Below are 19,616 nucleotides of genomic sequence, written 5' to 3'. Positions count from 1 at the left end.
ACAATCCAAGCCCCATGAAGATCCAAATGTGGGAGGGGCTTGCCCCCGATGGCAGCCTGTCAGTCAATGATGTTGTGACTGCCCCACCGCTATCGGGGGCAAGCCCCCTCCCACATTGAATGGGGCACGGCCTCAGGTCACTCGATACCGACCTGATTGCGCCCATTGTGCTTGGCCGTGTACAAGCCTTTATCCGCCGCCATGATCAGCTGCCGGCAATCCGTGCCCTGCACCGGCGTCAGGGTCGACAGGCCGATGCTGATGGTCAGGCTCGCGCCTTCGGCCGGGGCAATGTGCGGGATTTTCAGCGCCGCCACGGCCATGCGCAGCTTTTCTGCCACCAGGCGTGCGCCGCCCGGCGAGGTGTTCGGCAGCACCAGCGCAAACTCTTCACCGCCATAACGTGCCGGCAGATCGGAAGGACGACTGCTGGCTTCGCGGATCGTCGCAGCGACTTTGCGCAACGCTTCGTCACCTTCGACATGGCCAAAGCTGTCGTTGTAGGTCTTGAAGAAATCCACATCGATCATCAACAACGACAACTGAGTCTGGTCACGCATGGCGCGACGCCATTCCAGCTCAAGGTACTCATCGAAATGCCGGCGATTGGACAGCCCGGTAAGACCGTCGGAGTTCATCAACCGTTGCAGCACCAGATTGGTGTCCAGCAACTGCTGCTGGCTGACCCGCAGCGCCCGATACGCCGCATCCCGCTGCAACAGCGTCATGTACGAACGCGAGTGATAGCGGATGCGCGCCACCAGCTCGATGTTGTCCGGCAGCTTGACCAAATAGTCGTTGGCCCCGGCCGCGAACGCCGCGCTCTTGATCAGCGGGTCTTCCTTGGTCGACAGCACGATGATCGGGATATTCGCGGTGGCCGGATGGTTGCGGTATTCACGCACCAGCGTCAGGCCATCAAGGCCCGGCATGACCAGATCCTGCAGGATCACCGTGGGCTTGATGCGAATTGCCTGGGCAATCGCCTGATGCGGGTCGGCGCAAAAGTGGAAGTCGATGTTTTCCTCATGGGCCAGGCCGCGCCGCACCGCTTCGCCGATCATGGCCTGGTCGTCGACCAGCAACACCATGGCGGCATTTTCGTCGGTCTTGATGTCGTCGATCTGTAAATCATTCATGTGCAGTCACCTGAATTACTTTCCTGCATGCCGGCACCGCGGAGGGTTTGATCATTTTGCAAAGACCTCCAGCAATCGGGGCGCAATTCTGTCCAGTGGGCGAATTTCAACAGCGGCATCAATGGCCGCCGCCGCTTTGGGCATGCCATACACCGCCGAGCTCTGTTGATCCTGGGCGATGGTCAAATATCCTTGTTCACGCAGCAATTTGAGCCCCTGGGCGCCGTCGCGACCCATGCCGGTCAGCAATACGCCGACGGCGTCGCCGTTCCAATGGCTGGCGACGCTTTCAAAAAACACGTCGATGGAAGGCCGGTAAATCTCGTTAACCGGCTCTGCGGTATAGGCCAGCGTGCCGTTTTTCAACAGGCGGATGTGGTGGTTGGTGCCGGCCAGCAGGACCACACCGCTTTGTGGCGGCTCGCCCTCACGCGCCAGGCGCACCGGCAGGCCGGACGCGCTGCTCAGCCACTCGGCCATGCCTGCGGCAAACACCTGATCCACATGCTGCACCAGCACGATGGCCGCCGAAAAGTCCCGTGGCAAACCCTTGAGCAGGATTTCCAGGGCAGCCGGCCCGCCGGCCGACGAACCAATCGCCACCAGGCTTTGACGTTTGCCGGTGCCGCGCTGGGGCGCCGTTTCGGTGCGCACCCGGCTGCCGCGCTGGCCGACCAGCCAGCCAATATTGAGGATTTTGCGCAGCAACGGCGCCGCCGCATCCTTGGCGTTGCCAACGCCCAGCGCCGGCGTATCCACCACATCCAGGGCGCCATGGCCCATGGCTTCGAACACGCGGCTGACATTGGCCTGGCGGTCGACGGTGACAATCACGATCGGGCACGGGGTCTCGGCCATGATCCGCCGCGTAGCCTCCACGCCATCCATCACCGGCATGATCAGGTCCATCAGGATCAGGTCCGGGACCACCTCGGCGCAGTGCTGCACGGCTTCCAGACCGTTGCTGGCCACCCACACCACCTGGTGCGCGGGTTCAAAACTCAAGGCGCGACGCAAGGCCTCCACCGCCATGGGCATGTCATTGACGATCGCAATCCTCATGCCCGTGCGCCTCCGATCAGTTCCATCACGGCGTCCAGCAAGGCATCGTCATGGAAACTGGCTTTCGCTAAATAATAGTCGGCGCCGGCATCCAGTCCACGACGCCGGTCTTCTTCGCGATCCTTGTACGACACCACCATCACCGGCAACGATTGCAGGCGACTGTCACGGCGCAAGAGTGTGACCAATTCAATACCGTCCATGCGAGGCATATCAATGTCAGTGATGAGCAGGTCGAAGTCTTCGGAACGCAACGCGTTCCAGCCATCCATGCCATCGACCGCGACAGCCACTTCATAACCGCGATTAAGTAACAATTTGCGTTGCAGCTCACGCACAGTGAGCGAGTCGTCCACCACCAGCACGCGTTTACGCGGCGCCTCGGTGGCCTGCTGGCTACGCCGGGCGATGCGTTCCAGGCGGCCGGTATTGAGCAGCTTGTCCACCGAACGCAGCATGTCTTCAACGTCGACGATCAACACCACCGAACCGTCGTCCAGCAAGGCGCCGGCAGAAATATCCTGAACCTTGCCGAGGCGATCATCCAGCGGCAACACCACCAGCGTGCGCTCGCCGATAAAGCGCTCCACCGCGATGCCATACACCGCATCGCGCTCGCGGATCACCACGACTTTAAGCGTCTCCTCATTGCTCTGCCCCGGCGGGCGCTGCAGCAACTGGCTGGCGGCGACCAGGCCGACGTGGCGGCCCTCGTGCCAGAAATGCTGGCGGCCTTCCAGTTGCACGATGTCATCGGGGGCCAGGTCGCACATGCGTTCGATGTGCGCCAGCGGGAACGCATAGGCTTCCTCGCCGACTTCCACCACCAGGCTGCGCACCACCGACAGGGTCAGCGGCACCTCAAGGTGGAAGCGGCTGCCGCGCCCCGCCGTCTGCTCCAGCACCACCGCGCCGCGCAGTTGGCGCACCATATGCTGCACCGCATCCAGGCCGACGCCGCGCCCGGACACTTCGGTGACCTTGTCGCGCAGGCTGAACCCCGGCAGAAACAGGAACGTCAGCAGTTCTTCTTCACTCAGGCGCTGAGCGGTTTCCAGTGGCGACAGGTGCCGGTCGACGATGGTGCCGCGCAGGCGCTCAAGATCGACGCCGTTGCCGTCGTCGCTCAACTCCAGCACCAGCAAACCTGCCTGGTGCGAGGCGCGCAGGCGGATCAGGCCCTCGGCCGGCTTACCGGCCAGCATGCGCTGCTCGGGCATTTCGATACCGTGATCGACGGCATTGCGTAAGAGGTGCGTGAGCGGTGCTTCGAGCTTTTCCAGTACGTCTCGGTCAACCTGGGTTTTTTCGCCTTCGATTTCCAGGCGCACTTGCTTGCCAAGGCTGCGGCCCAGGTCGCGGACCATACGCACTTGACCGGCCAGTACATCGGCAAACGGGCGCATGCGGCAGGCCAGCGCGGTGTCGTAAAGCACTTGGGCACGCTGCCCGGCCTGCCAGCCGAACTCGTCCAGCTCGGCGGTTTTTTCCGCCAGCAAGGCCTGGGCTTCGCTTAACAGACGCCGGGTGTCGGCCAGCGCTTCCTGGGCTTCGAGGTTCAAATCCAGGGCTTTGAGCTGGCCGTCCAACGTGTCCAGGGCGCGGGCGCTGTTGCTTTGAATGCGTTTGAGGCGCTGCATGCTCGCCAGGTAAGGCTTGAGCCGCTGGGTTTCGACCAGGGATTTACTCGACAGGTCGAGCAGGCTGTTCAAGCGCTCGGCGGTGACCCGCAGCACACGCTCGCCGCCTTCGGTCATGCGTTTGTTCTGGCGTGGCGGCTCGCTGGTCATGGGCGGCGCAGGCTCGAGTTCCGGCGGCGGCTCTTCGATAATCGGCGCCGGTGCAGATTGCGCAGGCGGCGGTGGCGCGATGTTGGCGGTCGGCTGCGACGGATCGAGCAAGCGCTCCATCAACGCCACATAAGCCTCGATATCCGCCGGGCCAACGTCGTTGCCGGGCGTGGCGATGCGCATCAGCAGGTCGGTGCCTTGCAGCAGCGCGTCGATATGTTCGGGTTGCAAGTACAGGCGGCTTTCCTGGGCGCTGACCAGGCAATCCTCCATGACGTGGGCCACGCTGACCCCAGCGTCCACCCCGACAATCCGCGCCGCGCCCTTGAGCGAATGCGCGGCGCGCATGCACGCCTCCAACTGGTCGGCCTGGGTCGGGTTGCGCTCAAGCGCCAGCAGGCCGGCGCTCAGCACCTGGGTTTGCGCATCGGCTTCCAGGCTGAACAGCTCCAGCAGCGAGGCATCGCGCATCTGCTCGGGGGTCATGAGAGGCTCCGGGTCACGGCGGACAACAATTGCGCCTCGTCCAGCCAACGCAGGCTGCGGCCTTTCCACTGCAACACGCCCTGGGTGAAGCGCGCACTCGCCTGGGTGCCAGAGGCCGATGCGGCCTTCAAGGTGCGCTCGTCGATGGCGTGGATGCCGTCGACTTCATCGACCGGCACCACGACCGGGCCGTCCTGCGCGGCGATGATCAACATGCGCGGCATGATGCGCCCGCCACTGGCACCGTTGCTGGTCGCGTCCAGCCCCAGCAGCTCCACCAACGACAGGCATGCAACCAAGGCGCCTCGCACATTGGCCACGCCAAGCAGCGCCCGGGAACGCTGGTGCGGCAGCGAATGAATCGGTTGCAGCGGCGCCACTTCGACCAGGCACCGGGTGGCGATGCCCAGCCATTCCTCGCCAAGACGGAACATCAACAGGGAACGGGTAACGATGTCTTCGTCGAGTTCAGCCACGGCATAGGCGCGCTCACCGCCCTGCTGCAAGGCGTAACGGTCGAGCAAACGGGTGGCGGCAGCGGAATACACCGAGCAGTTGCGGCAGTGAATATGCTCCGCCAGCAGCGGGCAGGACTTGTCGCCATGGATGCCGATGCGGTTCCAGCAGTCGTCAATGGCATGGGTGTCGGCCAGGGTCAGGTCCAGGCTTGCGGTGTTGAGCGCGTCGGTGCTACTCATCGTTTGGACTCACTGTCAGCTCGCTCGCTACGCGCGGCCCGCGCCTGCAAACGGCGCGCCCCCGCACTGTCGCCCTGGGACTCAAGCAACGCCGCCAGGTGCATCAAGGCCTGCGGGTGCTGCGGTTCCAGGTACAAGGCTTTTCGATAATAGCCCTGGGCTTCCAGGGCGCTGCCGGCCACATCGCTGAGCAGCCCCAGCCAATAAAACACCTGGGCGGCCGGCGGATGGTTACTCAAATACTGCTCACAGGCGGCGCGGGCTTCGGCGCTCTTGCCTTCATTGGCCAGCGTGGCGATACGGCCGAGCAAGTCGCCGGCATCCGTCTGCGGCGCCTTGATCGGCACCACCTGCGCGCTGACCGTGCTGAACGGCCGCGGCTTGACCGGAATCGGTGCGGCACTGCGCTGCGGAACCGGCGCAGGCACGGGCAAGAATACCGGTTCAGGCTTGATCGGCTCGACGTGCCGACTGAAGGCAAAAGATTGCGGTATGCCAATCGAGCGCATGCCATGGCGCCCCAACAGGCTGCCTTCGGCCGGGCCGATAAACAGCACACCCTCCTGATGAGTCAGGCCCTTGAGCACATCAAAGACTTGCTTTTGGGTCGGCTGGTCAAAGTAGATCAGCAAGTTGCGGCAAAACACGAAGTCGTAGCTCGGCTCATTGGCCAGCAGGCCCGGATCGAGCAGGTTGCCGACTTGCAGGCGCACTTGTTCGCGCACCCGGTCGGCGATGCGAAAACCGTCGGCCTCCTCGGTGAAATGGCGCTCGCGAAAGTCGATGTCGCTGCCGCGAAACGAATTCTTGCCATACACGCCACGCTTGGCGCGCTCCACCGACAATGGGCTGACATCCAGGCCCAGCACCTTGAATTGATGCGGCGCCAGGCCCGCATCGAGCAGGGCCATGGCAATCGAATACGGCTCTTCGCCGGTGGAACACGGCAAGCTCAGAATGCGCAGCGCGCGCATCTGCTTGATCTCGGCCAGCCGCGCCTTGGCCAGCCGCGCCAGGGTGGCAAAGGATTCGGGATAACGGAAAAACCAGGTCTCGGGCACGATCACGGCTTCGATCAGCGCCTGCTGCTCATCGTGCGAGCTCTGCAGATGCCTCCAGTAAGCCTCTGGCGTCTGCGCCTGCACAATCTGGCTGCGCTGGCGCACCGCGCGCTCGATGATCGCCTCGCCCACTGACGCGACGTCCAGGCCGATGCGTTCCTTCAAGAAGGCAAAGAAGCGCGGGTCGTTGCTCATAGACTCAGCTCGGCAGAAAACAGCAAGGTACGCACGGGCTCGGTGAGCAATTCGTTGACACCAATCCATTGCATCAAGCCCAAGGCGTCCTCACGCACCAGCCCCAGGTAGGGTGCCTCGCGATTGTCCAGGCCATACGGCTTGAACTCCCCAAGGCCGCAGCGCAGGGTGTCGGTGGCCTGTTCCAGGATCAGCCCCAGCCAGCGCGCTTCAACCCACGGTTGCGGCTGGTAGTTGACCAGCACCAACCGCGTACTGGTGCGGGCTTGGGCCGGCGTGCCGAAGGTCAGCGCACACAGGTCGATCACCGGCACCAGCGCGCCACGGTGGGCAAAAATCCCCGCCACCCAGACCGGCGCATGCGCGATGGGTTTGAGCGGCAGGCGCGGCAGCACCTCGGCCACTTCCGTGGCTTTGAGGGCATAACGTTCGCCGCCGATGTGAAACACCAGAAACAACGCCTTTTTCGCTGCCGGGACGGCGCCGCGTTTAGCCGCGAGGTCGCTCATCAGACTTTGAAACGCGACACGCCGCTGCGCAGACCGACCGCAACCTGGCTCAATTCATCAATGGCAAAGCTGGCCTGGCGCAGGGATTCGACGGTCTGGCTGCTGGCATCGCCCAGTTGCACCAGTGCGTGGTTGATCTGCTCGGCACCGGTGGCCTGGGCCTGCATGCCTTCGTTGACCATCAACACGCGTGGCGCCAACGCCTGCACTTGATGAATGATCTGCGACAGCTGCTCGCCCACTTGCTGCACTTCGAACATGCCGCGGCGCACTTCCTCGGAGAATTTGTCCATGCCCATTACGCCGGCCGACACTGCTGACTGAATCTCGCGCACCATTTGCTCGATGTCATAGGTGGCCACGGCGGTCTGGTCGGCCAAGCGCCGCACTTCGGTGGCAACCACGGCGAAACCGCGGCCGTATTCACCGGCCTTTTCGGCCTCGATGGCAGCGTTGAGCGACAACAGGTTGGTCTGGTCGGCGACCTTGACGATGGTCACCACCACTTGGTTGATGTTGCCGGCCTTCTCATTGAGGATCGCCAATTTGGCATTGACCAGGTCGGCGGCGCCCATCACCGAGTGCATGGTTTCTTCCATGCGCGCCAGGCCCTGCTGGCCAGAACCGGCAGCGACCGACGCCTGGTCGGCAGCAGTGGACACTTCGGTCATGGTACGCACCAGGTCTTTGGACGTGGCAGCGATCTCCCGCGACGTTGCGCCGATCTCGGTGGTCGTTGCCGCGGTTTCGGTGGCGGTGGCCTGTTGTTGCTTGGAGGTGGCGGCAATTTCGGTGACCGAGGTGGTGACCTGCACCGACGAGCGCTGGGCCTGGGACACCAGGGCCGTCAGCTCGGTCATCATGTCGTTGAAGCCGGTTTCGACGGCGCCGAATTCGTCCTTGCGCTCCAGGTTCAGGCGCTTGCTCAAATCGCCATCACGCATGGTGCCGAGGATCGCCACGATGCGCTGCATCGGCGCCATGATGGCGCGCATCAGCAGCAGGCCACACAGGCCGGCGGCGAGAATGGCCAGGGCCAGCGACACGAACATGCTGACTTTGGCAGCCGACACCGCGTCATCAATCGCCGTGGTTGCACGGTCGGCGACGTCTTTGTTCTCGGTAATGATGTCGTTGAGCTTCATGCGTCCTGCCGTCCAGGCGGGCGTCAGGTTGGTGTTGAACTCTTTGCGCGCGGCGACCAGGTCATTGCGCTGCAGGGCGTCGAGCACGGTGGCCAGGCTCTTGTTATAGGCCTGGTGCAGGCCTTCGAATTTGTCGAATTCGGCTTGGTCCTCTCGTCCATTGATGGTTGCCTGGTAGTTGGCCATCTGCGTCAGGATGCGCCCTTCGAAGGATTTGAAATCGGCCTTGTCGGCGTCAGTCAGGCCCTTGTCGTCACGCAGACCGAGCAATTCCAGGGTTTGCAGGTAGCTGTCGACCCAGGCACTGCGGATCAACGAGCTCAGATAAACCCCCGGCACCGCGTCATCGCGGACAGCCGTCTCGCTGACCTCAATCTTCAGCAACCGTGAATAAGAGACCACGACCATTAACAGCATGATCGCGATAATGACCGCAAAGCTCGCCAAAATCCGTTGGCGCAAGGTCCAGTTCTTCACAGTAATTCCTCGAAGGGCCATTCAAATGGAGGGGAGTATAGCTGAGCGGATGGCCTCATTTATCAATGGGATTTGATGTAGCGTGCACAGAATGCAAATAAAGGTGGGAGGGGCTTTCCCCCGATTGCGGTGAGTCAGCTAGCGATAAGCTGACTGATACATAACTTGTTTCACATGCAAGGCTATCACGCCGCCATCAATCAATTTTCCTGCGTCACCGAACCGCTTAAGCTATCCGGCGTCTGTTTATAGTCCGTTGCGTTTGGCCGAAGGCATGTCCGAACCGTTATTTCTGATCCAGCACGTGCCAGGAACGGCGCGGGATTTGCTCACGACAGGTTGTCTCTATGCACCGCAGGAATTTGCTTAAAGCGTCCATGGCCATTGCGGCTTACACCGGTTTATCGGCCAGTGGCCTGCTGGGCGCGCAGGCCTGGGCCGGTAACCGTGCCGCCGATGGCAAGGCCGTGGCGTTTGACTTTGAAACACTCAAAGCCCAGGCCAAACAGCTCGCCGGCACCGCGTATAAAGACACCAGGCAGGTGCTGCCGCCGACCCTGGCAAACATGACGCCGCAGAATTTCAATGCCATCGGCTACGACGGCAACCATTCGCTGTGGAAGGAGTTGAACGGCCAACTCGACGTGCAGTTCTTCCACGTCGGCATGGGGTTCAAGACGCCGGTGCGCATGCACAGCGTCGACCCCAAGACCCGTGAAGCCCGCGAGGTGCATTTCCGCCCGTCGTTGTTCAACTATGAAAAGACCACGGTGGACACCAAGCAACTGACCGGCGACTTGGGTTTCTCCGGCTTCAAGCTGTTCAAGGCGCCGGAGCTGGATCGCCATGACGTGCTGTCGTTCCTTGGCGCCAGCTACTTCCGTGCGGTGGATTCCACCGGCCAGTACGGCCTTTCCGCACGCGGCCTGGCGATTGATACCTACGCGAAAAAACGCGAAGAATTCCCCGACTTTACGCAGTTCTGGTTCGAAACCCCGGCCAAGGACGCCACGCGTTTTGTGGTCTATGCCCTGCTCGACTCACCGAGCGCCACCGGTGCCTACCGCTTCGACATTGATTGCCAGGCCACTCAGGTGGTGATGGCCATCGACGCGAACATCAATGCGCGCACCGCCATCGAACAATTGGGCATCGCGGCGATGACCAGCATGTTCAGCTGCGGCACCGTTGAGCGCCGCATGTGCGACACCATCCACCCGCAGATCCACGATTCTGACCGCCTGGCGATGTGGCGCGGCAACGGCGAGTGGATCTGCCGCCCGCTGAACAACCCGGCCACACTGCAATTCAACGCGTTCGCCGACACCGACCCGAAAGGCTTCGGCCTGGTGCAGACCGACCATGAGTTCGCCAGCTACCAGGACACCGTCGACTGGTACAGCAAGCGCCCAAGCCTGTGGGTTGAACCGACGACCGCATGGGGCGAAGGCTCGATCGACCTGTTGGAAATCCCCACCACCGGCGAAACCCTGGACAACATCGTGGCCTTCTGGACCCCGAAAAAGCCCGTGGCCGCCGGCGACTCACTCAACTATGGCTACAAGCTGTACTGGAGCGCATTGCCACCCGTGAGCACACCGCTGGCGCAAGTCGATGCCACCCGTTCAGGCATGGGCGGCTTTACCGAAGGTTGGGCACCGGGCGAGCACTACCCCGATGTGTGGGCGCGCCGCTTTGCCGTGGACTTCAAGGGCGGCGGCCTGGACCGTCTGCCGGCCGGCACCGGCATCGAGCCTGTGGTGACTTGCTCTCACGGTGAAGTGAAAGACTTCAGCGTGCTGGTGCTCGACGACATCAAGGGCTATCGCATTCTGTTCGATTGGTACCCGACCAGCGACAGCGTGGAGCCGGTGGAATTGCGGCTGTTTATCCGCACCCAGGACCGCACCTTGAGTGAAACCTGGCTGTACCAGTACTTCCCGCCTGCACCGGACAAGCGCAAGTACACCTGACCCACAAAGTGGGGGCTGGCTAGCCAGCGCCCACACGGTTAAAGCGTTGTCTAAAACCGCGACACACTCTTCATCGCCCCTATCAGATACCGCATCGCGACCTGATCGTTTTCGGTCAGGGCGCGATATTGCGCCAGCAATTCGGCTTCATCCGAACTCAACCTGCGGCCACGCAAGAACATCCTGCGGGTTAGAAAAGACGCCACCACACCCGCTACACCATAGGACTTGGCCATGGACTGTTTCTCCTGATATCGATCTAAGACTCCTGTCGCCCATCACCCACCTTCCCTGAGGCGCAATGCCTTCGCGGACACACCGACTGACTCCCTGGGCCAGAAATCAGACATACCTTAAGCGTAGAAACAATCTCGGCACGTGTGGGATTTTTTTAGAGTATTAACTTAAATAATTCGCTTAGGTAACAAAGACCTACAGCCCTTTCGCACGCGGCAACCGCCAGCGCTGGAAGTCGTCGGAAACGCGCGCAAGAAAAAACCCACCGGGTCAGGGTGGGTTTCGGTGAATCAGGCGCTGGTCAGTCCCGCAGATCAGACTCATGAATCGGCTGATCACGATGGGTCGCCCGTTGGTACTGCGCCGGCCAGGTGGCCTGGCGGCCGCCCAAGTCATCGTCGGCATGCAACGGCCAGTAAGGGTCACGCAACAGCTCACGGGCCAGGAAGATGATATCGGCCTGGCACGTGCGCAGAATGTGCTCGGCCTGGGCCGGCTCGGTGATCATGCCGACCGTGCCGGTGGCGATACCCGACTCTTTGCGCACACGCTCGGCAAAGCGCGTCTGGTAGCCGGGGCCGGTGGGGATCTCGGCGTTGGCGGCGGTGCCACCGGACGACACGTCGATCAGGTCTACGCCCAAGTCTTTGAGGCGGCGCGCCAGCTCCACGGTTTCATCCGGGTTCCAGCCGTCTTCGACCCAGTCGGTGGCCGACACGCGCACAAACAGCGGCAATTCCTGTGGCCAGACCTCGCGCACAGCCTGGGTCACTTCCAGCACCAGGCGTATGCGGTTTTCAAACGAGCCACCGTAGTGGTCCTGGCGCTGATTGCTGATGGGCGACAGGAATTGATGCAGCAGGTAACCGTGGGCCGCATGGATTTCCACCACTTCAAAGCCAGCCGTAAGCGCGCGTTTTGCAGCGGCGACAAAGTCGGCGATCACTTGCTGGATTTGCGCATCATCCAATGGCTTGGGCTGGGTGTGGTTGGGATCAAAGGCAATCGGCGAAGGCCCAACCGGCACCCAACCGCCCTCTTCCGGCTTGACGCTGCCGTGCTTGCCGATCCACGGCCGGTGCGTGCTGGCCTTGCGCCCAGCGTGCGCCAGTTGAATGCCCGCCACTGCGCCTTGGGCAGCAATGAAACGCGTGATGCGTTGCAACGGTTCGATTTGTGCGTCGTTCCACAGGCCCAGGTCCTGGGCAGTGATGCGGCCATCGGCGGTCACGGCGGTGGCTTCGGTGAAAATCAGCCCGGCGCCGCCCACGGCGCGGCTGCCAAGGTGCACCAGGTGCCAGTCATTGGCCAGGCCATCGTCGGATGAGTACTGGCACATCGGCGAGACGGCAATCCGGTTGAGCAGGGTCAATTGACGGAGAGTGTAGGGTTCGAGCAGCTGACTCATGGCGCACCTCTTCTGGGTTCTGTGGGCACTATTCAAACAGTGCTTAGAGCCTAGTCGACAACGGTGGCTTGCATAGGGTTCAGATGGAAAACGGGAGCCGATTGCCGGCTCCCGTGCAGCAGCGGCTTACATTTCGACCTGGGTGCCCAGCTCGATCACCCGGTTGACCGGGAGTTTGAAGAAGCGCAGGTTGCCGTTGGCATTTTTCAACATGAAGGCAAACAGGCTTTCACGCCAACGGGCCATGCCCTTGATGCGCGAGGCAATCACCGTTTCGCGGCTGAGGAAGTAGGTGGTGCGCATCGGGCTGAAATCCAGGTCGTCCAGATGGCACAGCTTGAGTGCCTCCGGCACGTCCGGCTCATCGGTAAACCCGAAGTGCAGGATCACCCGGAAGAACCCTTCCCCATAGGCGTCCACCTCAAAGCGCCGCGAGGCCGGCACACGCGGAATGTCCTCGTAGACCACCGTCAGCATCACCACCTGCTCATGCAGCACCTGGTTGTGCAGCAGGTTGTGCAACAGCGCGTGGGGCACGGCGTCTGGGCGCGCGGTGAGGAACACCGCCGTGCCCTGCACGCGATGAGGCGGCTGCACGCGAATACTGCTGATGAAGATCGGCAACGGCAGGCCGCCCTCGTCGAGACGGTCCACCAGCAATTGCTTGCCGCGCTTCCAGGTGGTCATCAGCACAAACAGCACGATCCCCGCCAACACCGGAAAGGCGCCGCCCTGGATGATCTTCGGCACGTTGGCCGCAAAGTACAGGCCGTCCACCAACAGGCAGCAAACCAAGACCGGCACGGCGAGTATCGGCGGCCATTTCCACAACAGCAGCATCACCGCCGACACCAGGATGGTGGTCATCAGCATGGTGCCGGTCACCGCTACGCCGTACGCGGACGCCAGCGCATTGGAGGACTCGAAGCCGATCACCAGCAGGATCACGCCGACCATCAGCGACCAATTCACCGCGCCGATGTAGATCTGGCCCTGTTCGGCGCTGGAGGTGTGTTGAATGTGCATGCGCGGGATATAACCCAGCTGGATCGCCTGGCGCGTCAACGAGAACGCACCCGAAATCACCGCCTGGGAGGCAATCACCGTGGCCAGGGTGGACAACACCACCAGCGGGATCAGCGCCCAGCTCGGCGCCAGCAGGTAGAACGGGTTACGCGCGGCTTCCGGATCGCCCAACAGCATGGCGCCCTGACCGAAATAGTTAAGCACCAGCGCCGGCAGCACCAGAATGAACCAGGCGCGAGCGATGGGTTTGCGGCCGAAGTGGCCCATGTCGGCGTACAACGCCTCGGCGCCCGTCAATGCCAGCACAACCGCACCGAGGATTGCCACACCAATACCAGGGTGAGCCTCGAAGAAACGCACGCCCCACATCGGATTCAATGCGTTGAGCACTTCAGGGTGCAGGGTGATGCCATACACACCGAGGCCGCCGAGCACCAGGAACCACGTCACCATCACTGGCCCGAACAGCTTGCCGATGCGGTCGGTGCCGTGTTTCTGGATCAGGAACAGCGCCACCAGCACCACCAGTGCGATCGGTACGACCCATTTGTCGAGGCCATCGAATGCCAACTCCAGGCCTTCAATAGCCGACAACACCGAAATCGCCGGGGTGATCATGCTGTCGCCGTAGAACAGTGCCGCGCCGCACAAGCCACACACCACCAGGAAACTGCGCAACTTTTTGCGCTCCCCTGCCGCTCGTCGCGCCAACGCCGTCAGCGCCATGATGCCGCCTTCGCCTTGGTTGTCGGCGCGCAACACGAATAGCATGTATTTGATCGACACCACCCAGATCAGCGACCAGAAGATCAGCGCCAGGATCCCCAGCACACCATCATGGTTGACCTGAACACCGTAACCACCGGTAAACACTTCTTTAAGGGTATAGAGCGGGCTGGTACCGATATCGCCGTAAACCACCCCGACTGCCGCCACCAGCATGCCAATCGGCTTTGCATTGGAATGCTCGGCACCTGCCGCCTGACTATTTGCCTGACCCATCAACCACTCCTGCCCTTTGACCCAAGGTCTTTTATAAACAACGCGCCTAAGCTGACCGTAGCATGCGCTGTTTTACTTCTCGTAACAGACGTTTTATTGACCCAAGGGTTTTACCCATGCGCAACGGCGCGAAGCATAGCGCAGCACTCGTCGCATTTCGCAGCTCAAGTGATTCAGGGAATGCAGTCAGTCAGAGAGGAAGCGGCAATTTGCAGCCTTTTTGCCTGCATTGATCACATTTACGGCCACCCGTATATTTTTGGCCCGGCCCAGTAGTGCCGCCTTCGCGGTGTAAGCGAAAGATTCCTGACCGGCTTACCCGATCAATAAACCATGCCCCTACATGGCGCGCGCAGCCGATATAGAAACTCAATGATCGGCCTGTCTCTTTTAAGGTACACTCCTCATGTATGAGGTGAAACACGTACTGTCAGTCAACGGCGTGGATATCTACCAGGCCTGGCTGGACACCGTGCAGGACACGCGCTCAAAAGCAAGAATCACCACCAGAGTGGACCGCGCGTCCCTTGGTCACTTTGGCGCTACCGAGCCAGTGGGTGGTGGGGTCTTTGAGATGAAACTCGATTTCGGACCTGGGTTTCGCGTGTATTACGCAATCCACGATCGGCAAATTGTTTTTCTGTTGGGTGGTGGATCAAAAGCCAGGCAGCAGAACGATATCGATCAGGCTAAGGCGCTCTGGAAATCTTATAAGGTGCAGCAAAAATGACCATTCGTACTCGTTCTCATGAAGACAGCGTTCTTGAAATGCTTCGAGACGACGAAGCGTTCGCCCTCGAATATCTGTCTGTCGCGCTTGAAGAAATCGATGAAGCGGGTGGTGAGGACGCCTTCCTTGTTGCTATCCGTCGAGTGGCGGAGGCTCGTGGCGGAATGCTCAGCTTGTCGAAAAACACAGGGCTTAATAGGGCGAATCTCTACCGGTCCATCGCCGTCGGCGGCGACCCGAAGCTCTCGACTCTCTTGAAAGTGCTTCAGGCGTTAGGTGTGGGCATGTCTAAAGTTGTAGCGCACCGCGCAGAGCAAGACGTCCGGGCTTAAGAGCCTGGTAAGGATTGTGCGAATCCGCCACTGCAGCACTCGTCGCATTTCCCCGCATAAAGCTGGTCAAGTGCGTTGCCCGTCGCTAGAATTGCGCAATTTTTGATCAGAGGCGCACCAAGCGCCCGTCTACCGCCGTGTCGTGCCCGACTGGCGGCGCCATTCAATACCGAGGTTAGACATGTCCACCACCATCGCAAAAGCCAACCCCAAGGTCGGCTTTGTATCTCTGGGTTGCCCCTACGATGGTGAAAATAAACCTACCCGACCATAGCATTTACTGCTAGCCAAGGCTGGGTTGCTGGGTTGCTGGTGCGATGTTGGATGAAGGCACGGCATCTTGAATATTTCACTTAACCCTGCACAGTCCTGTGGGTTCAGCCTCCTCATGAAAAAATTATATTCCACTACCGCGACGCTGCAGCGCCCCTCCCTTGAGCTGCTATCCTTCAAGCTTGTCACTAAAATTCTCCGCACTTCAAGAAATTACAATTTGAACAACGCCAACACTCAACCGTATTACAAGACACTTTAGACTACAAAAGAGCTAGTCGGGGGCAACATTATGTTTTTGAACAGTTACGCCGAGAGCATTAGAAATGGCGATTTAATAATTGACTTTGTGTCCATCGCCATATGGCAACAAACCGAGACAGGCATAAAACTTGGCGGCCATGGAGTTTTAAAAATCGATCAGCTAGGCGCCTTACTGTGCGATTTCATCTGCACGAGCGCTTCAGGCGTCTGTTTAGATATGTTCGGGGCCAACTACCCATATAACAATGAAGACGAATCGAAGAACTTAAAATTTGAAGCAATCGACATTAACGGTAAGATATGGGAGACCGAAAATTTCGCATTAACCCTAAGGATAATGAGAGCTGCTACACCATTTAAATGCTCGTTCTTTCTAAGTGAAATTGTACACAGCCACCAGCAAACTATACAAACGCAACAGGAAAACTATCTTTGGTTTGAGACCCATGAACTCAGCCACATTCCGAAAAACAAAGCAAATTCCATTGACAACACACTCACGGGCAAATCAGTAAGTAGAAATCAAACCGACTTAAACCTGCAAAATTTTAAAGCATCAATAATAAAACATGAAGATCACTCTACTATTTACGCAAACGGTATATTTAACGTAGATGATCTATTCGCAGCTTTGAAATTTTATATCGGTTTTACAAGCGGCAATATGCCTACCGCATACGCGTTAACCACACGTACAGGCACAGACGTGAGGAATCATATTCGAAGTATTAACAAGAGAATAAATAAAACAGTAATCCCACAACCTATTGATGACATGCTAATGCTAACGGAAAACCAGTGGAACGACCAATACCACTTCCAGCTACTTCCTAACATCTTACACATTCAAGAAAAATTCCCTAAGTTCTTTAACAGCACTATTAGTCAATGGAAAAGAGTCTGGCAAGGATTCAATGCGCAGCAGTCGATTACTGCACTTACACTAACCGTATCGATCGAAGGTTTATTGATAGACCTTTTTATACCAAAATTAGAAAAGGATAAGAACAACGCGGAATTCGAGAAAGAAAAACAAGACCTATTAGATCTACTTAGCAAAATTGAAATCAAGCCCTCCCACCTTGAAACCCTTACCAACAGTATAAACCGATGGGGAAATATTCATGCAAACGCCGCATTAAAGATTCTTGAAGAAAAAGCTTTGATTACCAAAGATGAGGTTAAGGCATGGACAGACTTACGAAATTCATCTGCACATCCAAAATATTCTGAGCAAACAATAAAGCGAGAGATCAAAGAGCGAGATAGACTGCGACGATGCCTAACCCTTTATTACAGGCTCAACCTAAACATTTACGGATATTGCGGAGCCCACATACTCTATGAGCCACACGAAACCATGAGCGTAATGTTCCCTGTCGTTGACATATTAAATCTGGACTGGACAGATATGGGGCAGCCTTAACTGAATGAAGGGCTCGAATTTATCGATTGGAGGACTTGTTCGCGGGTTTGCCCCAGATAGACGGTTCTCGTAGTGAAGTTTTGTGAGAACGTCTGAATCCAACCGGTACGGTCCAACGAGGTTTGAGACTCTATCGTCGACCGCGGTGAATTGCGACTTGGCCAGCCATCCAGAAAAAAATCTGCGAATCGCTTCTTTTTTATATATCAGAGCCATGCAAACCGGGGCCTCCAGCCATGCCCCCTTCTTTACCTCCCAGTGCGCCCCTGTGCAATCAGGCCGCATTTTTTCTCCAAACTTTGCAATCTGTGAAATTGCCGATCGCCTGTAGAGCCCCACGACCCGCCTGGGCTGCAGCTTCGTTTGCACTACTTCCGACTTTGCACAAAAAAAGGACACAAACCCCGTCGGCGGGAGGGGGATAAGTGCTTTTTTCTACGTATTTTTTTTGGGGAGGACTATTTTCGTTGAGGCGCGAGGAGAGTCGACGGTTGAGAATGTAGATCGCGCATTACTGCAAATTAGTGCGTACATTTTCGCCCCTCAGCCCGAAGCGATTGCAGGCGTTCAGCTACAGCTAAAGGTGCCGTGATGATCACCACACCTTGTTTCGGATCACTTTAAACTGTCACGATAATGGCGACAGTTGACCCTGCCCTTGAGGGAAGCGAGATGCAAAATCAAATGATGCCTGTCCCTTTCTATGAGGACACAGTGGTGTTGGTCGGCCGGGATAATGAGCCTATGGTCGCAATGCGAGCAATCGTTAACAACATGGGAATGGACTGGCCAACTCAATACGTAAAGCTGACCGAAAAATTCAGCTCAACCGTTGGGGAAATACCAACGGTTGGAGAGGATGGCAAAATGAGGGGAATGGTCTGTCTTCCCTTACGTAAGCTGCCAGCCTGGCTCTACTCGATCAGCCCCAACAAAGTGAAGCCCGAGCTGCGTTACAAGATCACTCGCTATCAGGAAGAATGCGACGATGCGTTGTGGGACTATTGGTCCAAGGGTAGCGTCACTCGCTTCGCTGCACTTAACGTATCCCAGCAAATCGCCCTATCACGTCACCGCGTAGCCTTGTTGAAAGAGTTGTATCGTACGCGGGACGCTGGAGTACGTGCCGCGCTCCACGAACAACTCGCGCATACTTCCCTCCAGTTGGGGCTGTCTGTACCGGAGCTGAAAACAATAGGCAACGCCGACCCGCTGCCCGACGCGTGTCTTAAGTCGCTATGGGACGCCTTGGAAATACTTGATCGTAGAGGCGAGCGATACAATCACGCCCCTTGGTTAAGTGGCAAAATCTACTTGAAGTTACCGCATCTAGAGGTGCTATTTAAAAAGAATGGTATAAAGCTAATTTTTGATGCAAAAATGCGGCACGCAATGAAGCTCAGTACGCAGCCGAAATTTGTCTCTACCGGCCCGAAGGGCAGCTCAATTGAAGACAAAACGATACGCTGCTGGATCTTCGAAGGGCCTCTTAAAACCGAGCCAGCAATACTTAATCTTTCATCGATTTAATTGATGACTCATACGCGGCTTGCATCACAGACCATTGAAGCTCCAGTTGTTTACGCAGCTCTTGCGAGTTAGAGGTTAGATCTAGATCACTACGAGCCGCGATCATCAACCTTAGCTGCACCTCTGTGAGCGATTTCATTTCAATCATTAAAATCCGATTAAACTCCTCCAGCTCCACGCTTCGCCTAATGCATGCATGGGCTCTTGCGCTAGCATATTCATTAGTTTGCTTACGCTTAAAATCAAATGCAGACTGAAGAGCTTGCAACCTAAGATAATCAATTTTTCCACTCTGAATAATCTTGTCAATATCACGCTGCAACGCTTTCGCTTCCTCATGAGCCTCATTATAGAAATCATTATTTATTTCAATTTCCACTTTCTCCTTTTGCAACGGCGCCAAGGAAAAAATCAGTTTCAAAAAAGCCGAACCAAATGCCATACCCAATTCAGTCGCTATTTTTGAAGTTTCAGCCTCGGCAACTAATCTCAGCTTTGCCATAGCGCCGCCGATCACCTGCATCTCTAAAGACATGTCGGACTTAGTTAAATCACGATTGCTCAGCGACGACAAATGAATATTAGTGATTTCTATATATTCCATTACCGCCAAATATACTTCGCTACGCAATGCATGGATCCTTTCCTTACTTTTCTCCTGAGCATCATGGGTCAACTGCAAACTTAAACGCTTATTATTACCTCTATTAGAAGCCCATACACCACTTAGGGCGATAAACGCAGCTATAACACCAGACCAGACGACATTTGGAATTTCTTTAATTGCACAAATCAAAACTTCTATCATGGTGATCATCCTTGCATCCCACGGAATTAAAAAATTTAAGTTAGC

At 57.9% G+C, this 19,616-nt stretch carries 16 protein-coding genes; 5 read left to right on the top strand and 11 right to left on the bottom strand.

Annotated features, from left to right (window positions below; all coding sequences use genetic code 11):
* Positions 1–137: 137 nt before the first annotated feature.
* From FPT15_RS13545 to FPT15_RS13515, 7 genes are read right to left on the bottom strand one after another with little or no spacing between them, the layout of a single operon-like run.
* Positions 138–1,139: a PleD family two-component system response regulator gene (locus FPT15_RS13545; RefSeq protein ID WP_145161774.1), complete on the bottom strand. Its 1,002-nt coding sequence runs from the start codon at positions 1,137–1,139 to the stop codon at positions 138–140.
* Positions 1,140–1,190: 51 nt separating this feature from the next.
* The gene (locus tag FPT15_RS13540) at positions 1,191–2,201 is read right to left on the bottom strand and encodes a chemotaxis response regulator protein-glutamate methylesterase (RefSeq protein ID WP_145161771.1); all 1,011 of its coding nucleotides are present in this window, start codon (positions 2,199–2,201) and stop codon (positions 1,191–1,193) included.
* Positions 2,198–4,477 carry a hybrid sensor histidine kinase/response regulator gene (locus FPT15_RS13535; RefSeq protein ID WP_145161768.1) on the bottom strand — a complete coding sequence of 760 codons (2,280 nt, stop codon included), beginning with the start codon at positions 4,475–4,477 and terminating at the stop codon, positions 2,198–2,200. Before FPT15_RS13535 ends, FPT15_RS13540 begins: the two co-directional genes overlap by 4 nt.
* Positions 4,474–5,175, bottom strand: coding sequence for a chemotaxis protein CheW (locus FPT15_RS13530; RefSeq protein WP_145161758.1), 702 nt, complete (start codon positions 5,173–5,175; stop codon positions 4,474–4,476). The genes FPT15_RS13535 and FPT15_RS13530 overlap by 4 nt, the downstream gene beginning before the upstream one ends.
* Positions 5,172–6,431 carry a protein-glutamate O-methyltransferase CheR gene (locus FPT15_RS13525; protein WP_145161755.1) on the bottom strand — a complete coding sequence of 420 codons (1,260 nt, stop codon included), beginning with the start codon at positions 6,429–6,431 and terminating at the stop codon, positions 5,172–5,174. Before FPT15_RS13525 ends, FPT15_RS13530 begins: the two co-directional genes overlap by 4 nt.
* A complete protein-coding gene (locus tag FPT15_RS13520; protein ID WP_145161752.1) occupies positions 6,428–6,940 on the bottom strand; it encodes a chemotaxis protein CheW in 513 nt (170 codons plus the stop codon). The genes FPT15_RS13525 and FPT15_RS13520 overlap by 4 nt, the downstream gene beginning before the upstream one ends.
* The gene (locus tag FPT15_RS13515; protein WP_145161748.1) at positions 6,940–8,562 is read right to left on the bottom strand and encodes a methyl-accepting chemotaxis protein; all 1,623 of its coding nucleotides are present in this window, start codon (positions 8,560–8,562) and stop codon (positions 6,940–6,942) included. Before FPT15_RS13515 ends, FPT15_RS13520 begins: the two co-directional genes overlap by 1 nt.
* A gap of 347 nt (positions 8,563–8,909) precedes the next feature.
* Here FPT15_RS13515 and FPT15_RS13510 point away from each other — a divergent pair, with 347 nt between their 5' ends.
* The gene (locus FPT15_RS13510; RefSeq protein ID WP_145161745.1) at positions 8,910–10,535 is read left to right on the top strand and encodes a glucan biosynthesis protein D; all 1,626 of its coding nucleotides are present in this window, start codon (positions 8,910–8,912) and stop codon (positions 10,533–10,535) included.
* Positions 10,536–10,585: 50 nt separating this feature from the next.
* Here FPT15_RS13510 and FPT15_RS13505 read toward each other — a convergent pair whose 3' ends face one another.
* The 3 genes from FPT15_RS13505 to FPT15_RS13495 all read right to left on the bottom strand — a co-directional run bounded on the left by FPT15_RS13505 (position 10,586) and on the right by FPT15_RS13495 (position 14,208).
* Positions 10,586–10,771, bottom strand: a complete 186-nt coding sequence (locus FPT15_RS13505; RefSeq protein WP_106577224.1) for a hypothetical protein — start codon at positions 10,769–10,771, stop codon at positions 10,586–10,588.
* Between the two features lie 302 nt (positions 10,772–11,073).
* Complete coding sequence (locus FPT15_RS13500) at positions 11,074–12,180, bottom strand: NADH:flavin oxidoreductase/NADH oxidase (RefSeq protein ID WP_106577225.1); 1,107 nt, start codon at positions 12,178–12,180, stop codon at positions 11,074–11,076.
* 126 nt (positions 12,181–12,306) lie between these two features.
* The gene (locus FPT15_RS13495; RefSeq protein ID WP_145161742.1) at positions 12,307–14,208 is read right to left on the bottom strand and encodes a potassium transporter Kup; all 1,902 of its coding nucleotides are present in this window, start codon (positions 14,206–14,208) and stop codon (positions 12,307–12,309) included.
* Between the two features lie 406 nt (positions 14,209–14,614).
* On the opposite strand from FPT15_RS13495, the gene FPT15_RS13490 reads away from it, so the two are divergent.
* From FPT15_RS13490 to FPT15_RS13475, 4 genes are all read left to right on the top strand, one after another.
* Positions 14,615–14,938 carry a type II toxin-antitoxin system RelE/ParE family toxin gene (locus FPT15_RS13490; RefSeq protein WP_145161739.1) on the top strand — a complete coding sequence of 108 codons (324 nt, stop codon included), beginning with the start codon at positions 14,615–14,617 and terminating at the stop codon, positions 14,936–14,938.
* A complete protein-coding gene (locus FPT15_RS13485) occupies positions 14,935–15,270 on the top strand; it encodes an addiction module antidote protein (protein ID WP_145161736.1) in 336 nt (111 codons plus the stop codon). Before FPT15_RS13490 ends, FPT15_RS13485 begins: the two co-directional genes overlap by 4 nt.
* A gap of 565 nt (positions 15,271–15,835) precedes the next feature.
* Positions 15,836–17,233: a hypothetical protein gene (locus FPT15_RS13480; protein ID WP_145161733.1), complete on the top strand. Its 1,398-nt coding sequence runs from the start codon at positions 15,836–15,838 to the stop codon at positions 17,231–17,233.
* A gap of 672 nt (positions 17,234–17,905) precedes the next feature.
* Positions 17,906–18,763: a phage antirepressor N-terminal domain-containing protein gene (locus FPT15_RS13475; RefSeq protein ID WP_256676448.1), complete on the top strand. Its 858-nt coding sequence runs from the start codon at positions 17,906–17,908 to the stop codon at positions 18,761–18,763.
* Here FPT15_RS13475 and FPT15_RS13470 read toward each other — a convergent pair.
* Complete coding sequence (locus tag FPT15_RS13470) at positions 18,744–19,571, bottom strand: hypothetical protein (RefSeq protein ID WP_145161727.1); 828 nt, start codon at positions 19,569–19,571, stop codon at positions 18,744–18,746. The two genes, FPT15_RS13475 and FPT15_RS13470, sit on opposite strands and share 20 nt — an antisense overlap.
* Between the last annotated feature and the right edge of the window lie 45 nt (positions 19,572–19,616).

Source organism: Pseudomonas sp. RGB, from assembly GCF_007713445.1.
Taxonomy (GTDB): Bacteria; Pseudomonadota; Gammaproteobacteria; order Pseudomonadales; family Pseudomonadaceae; genus Aquipseudomonas.
This window is presented reverse-complemented; position numbering and strand designations above follow the sequence as displayed.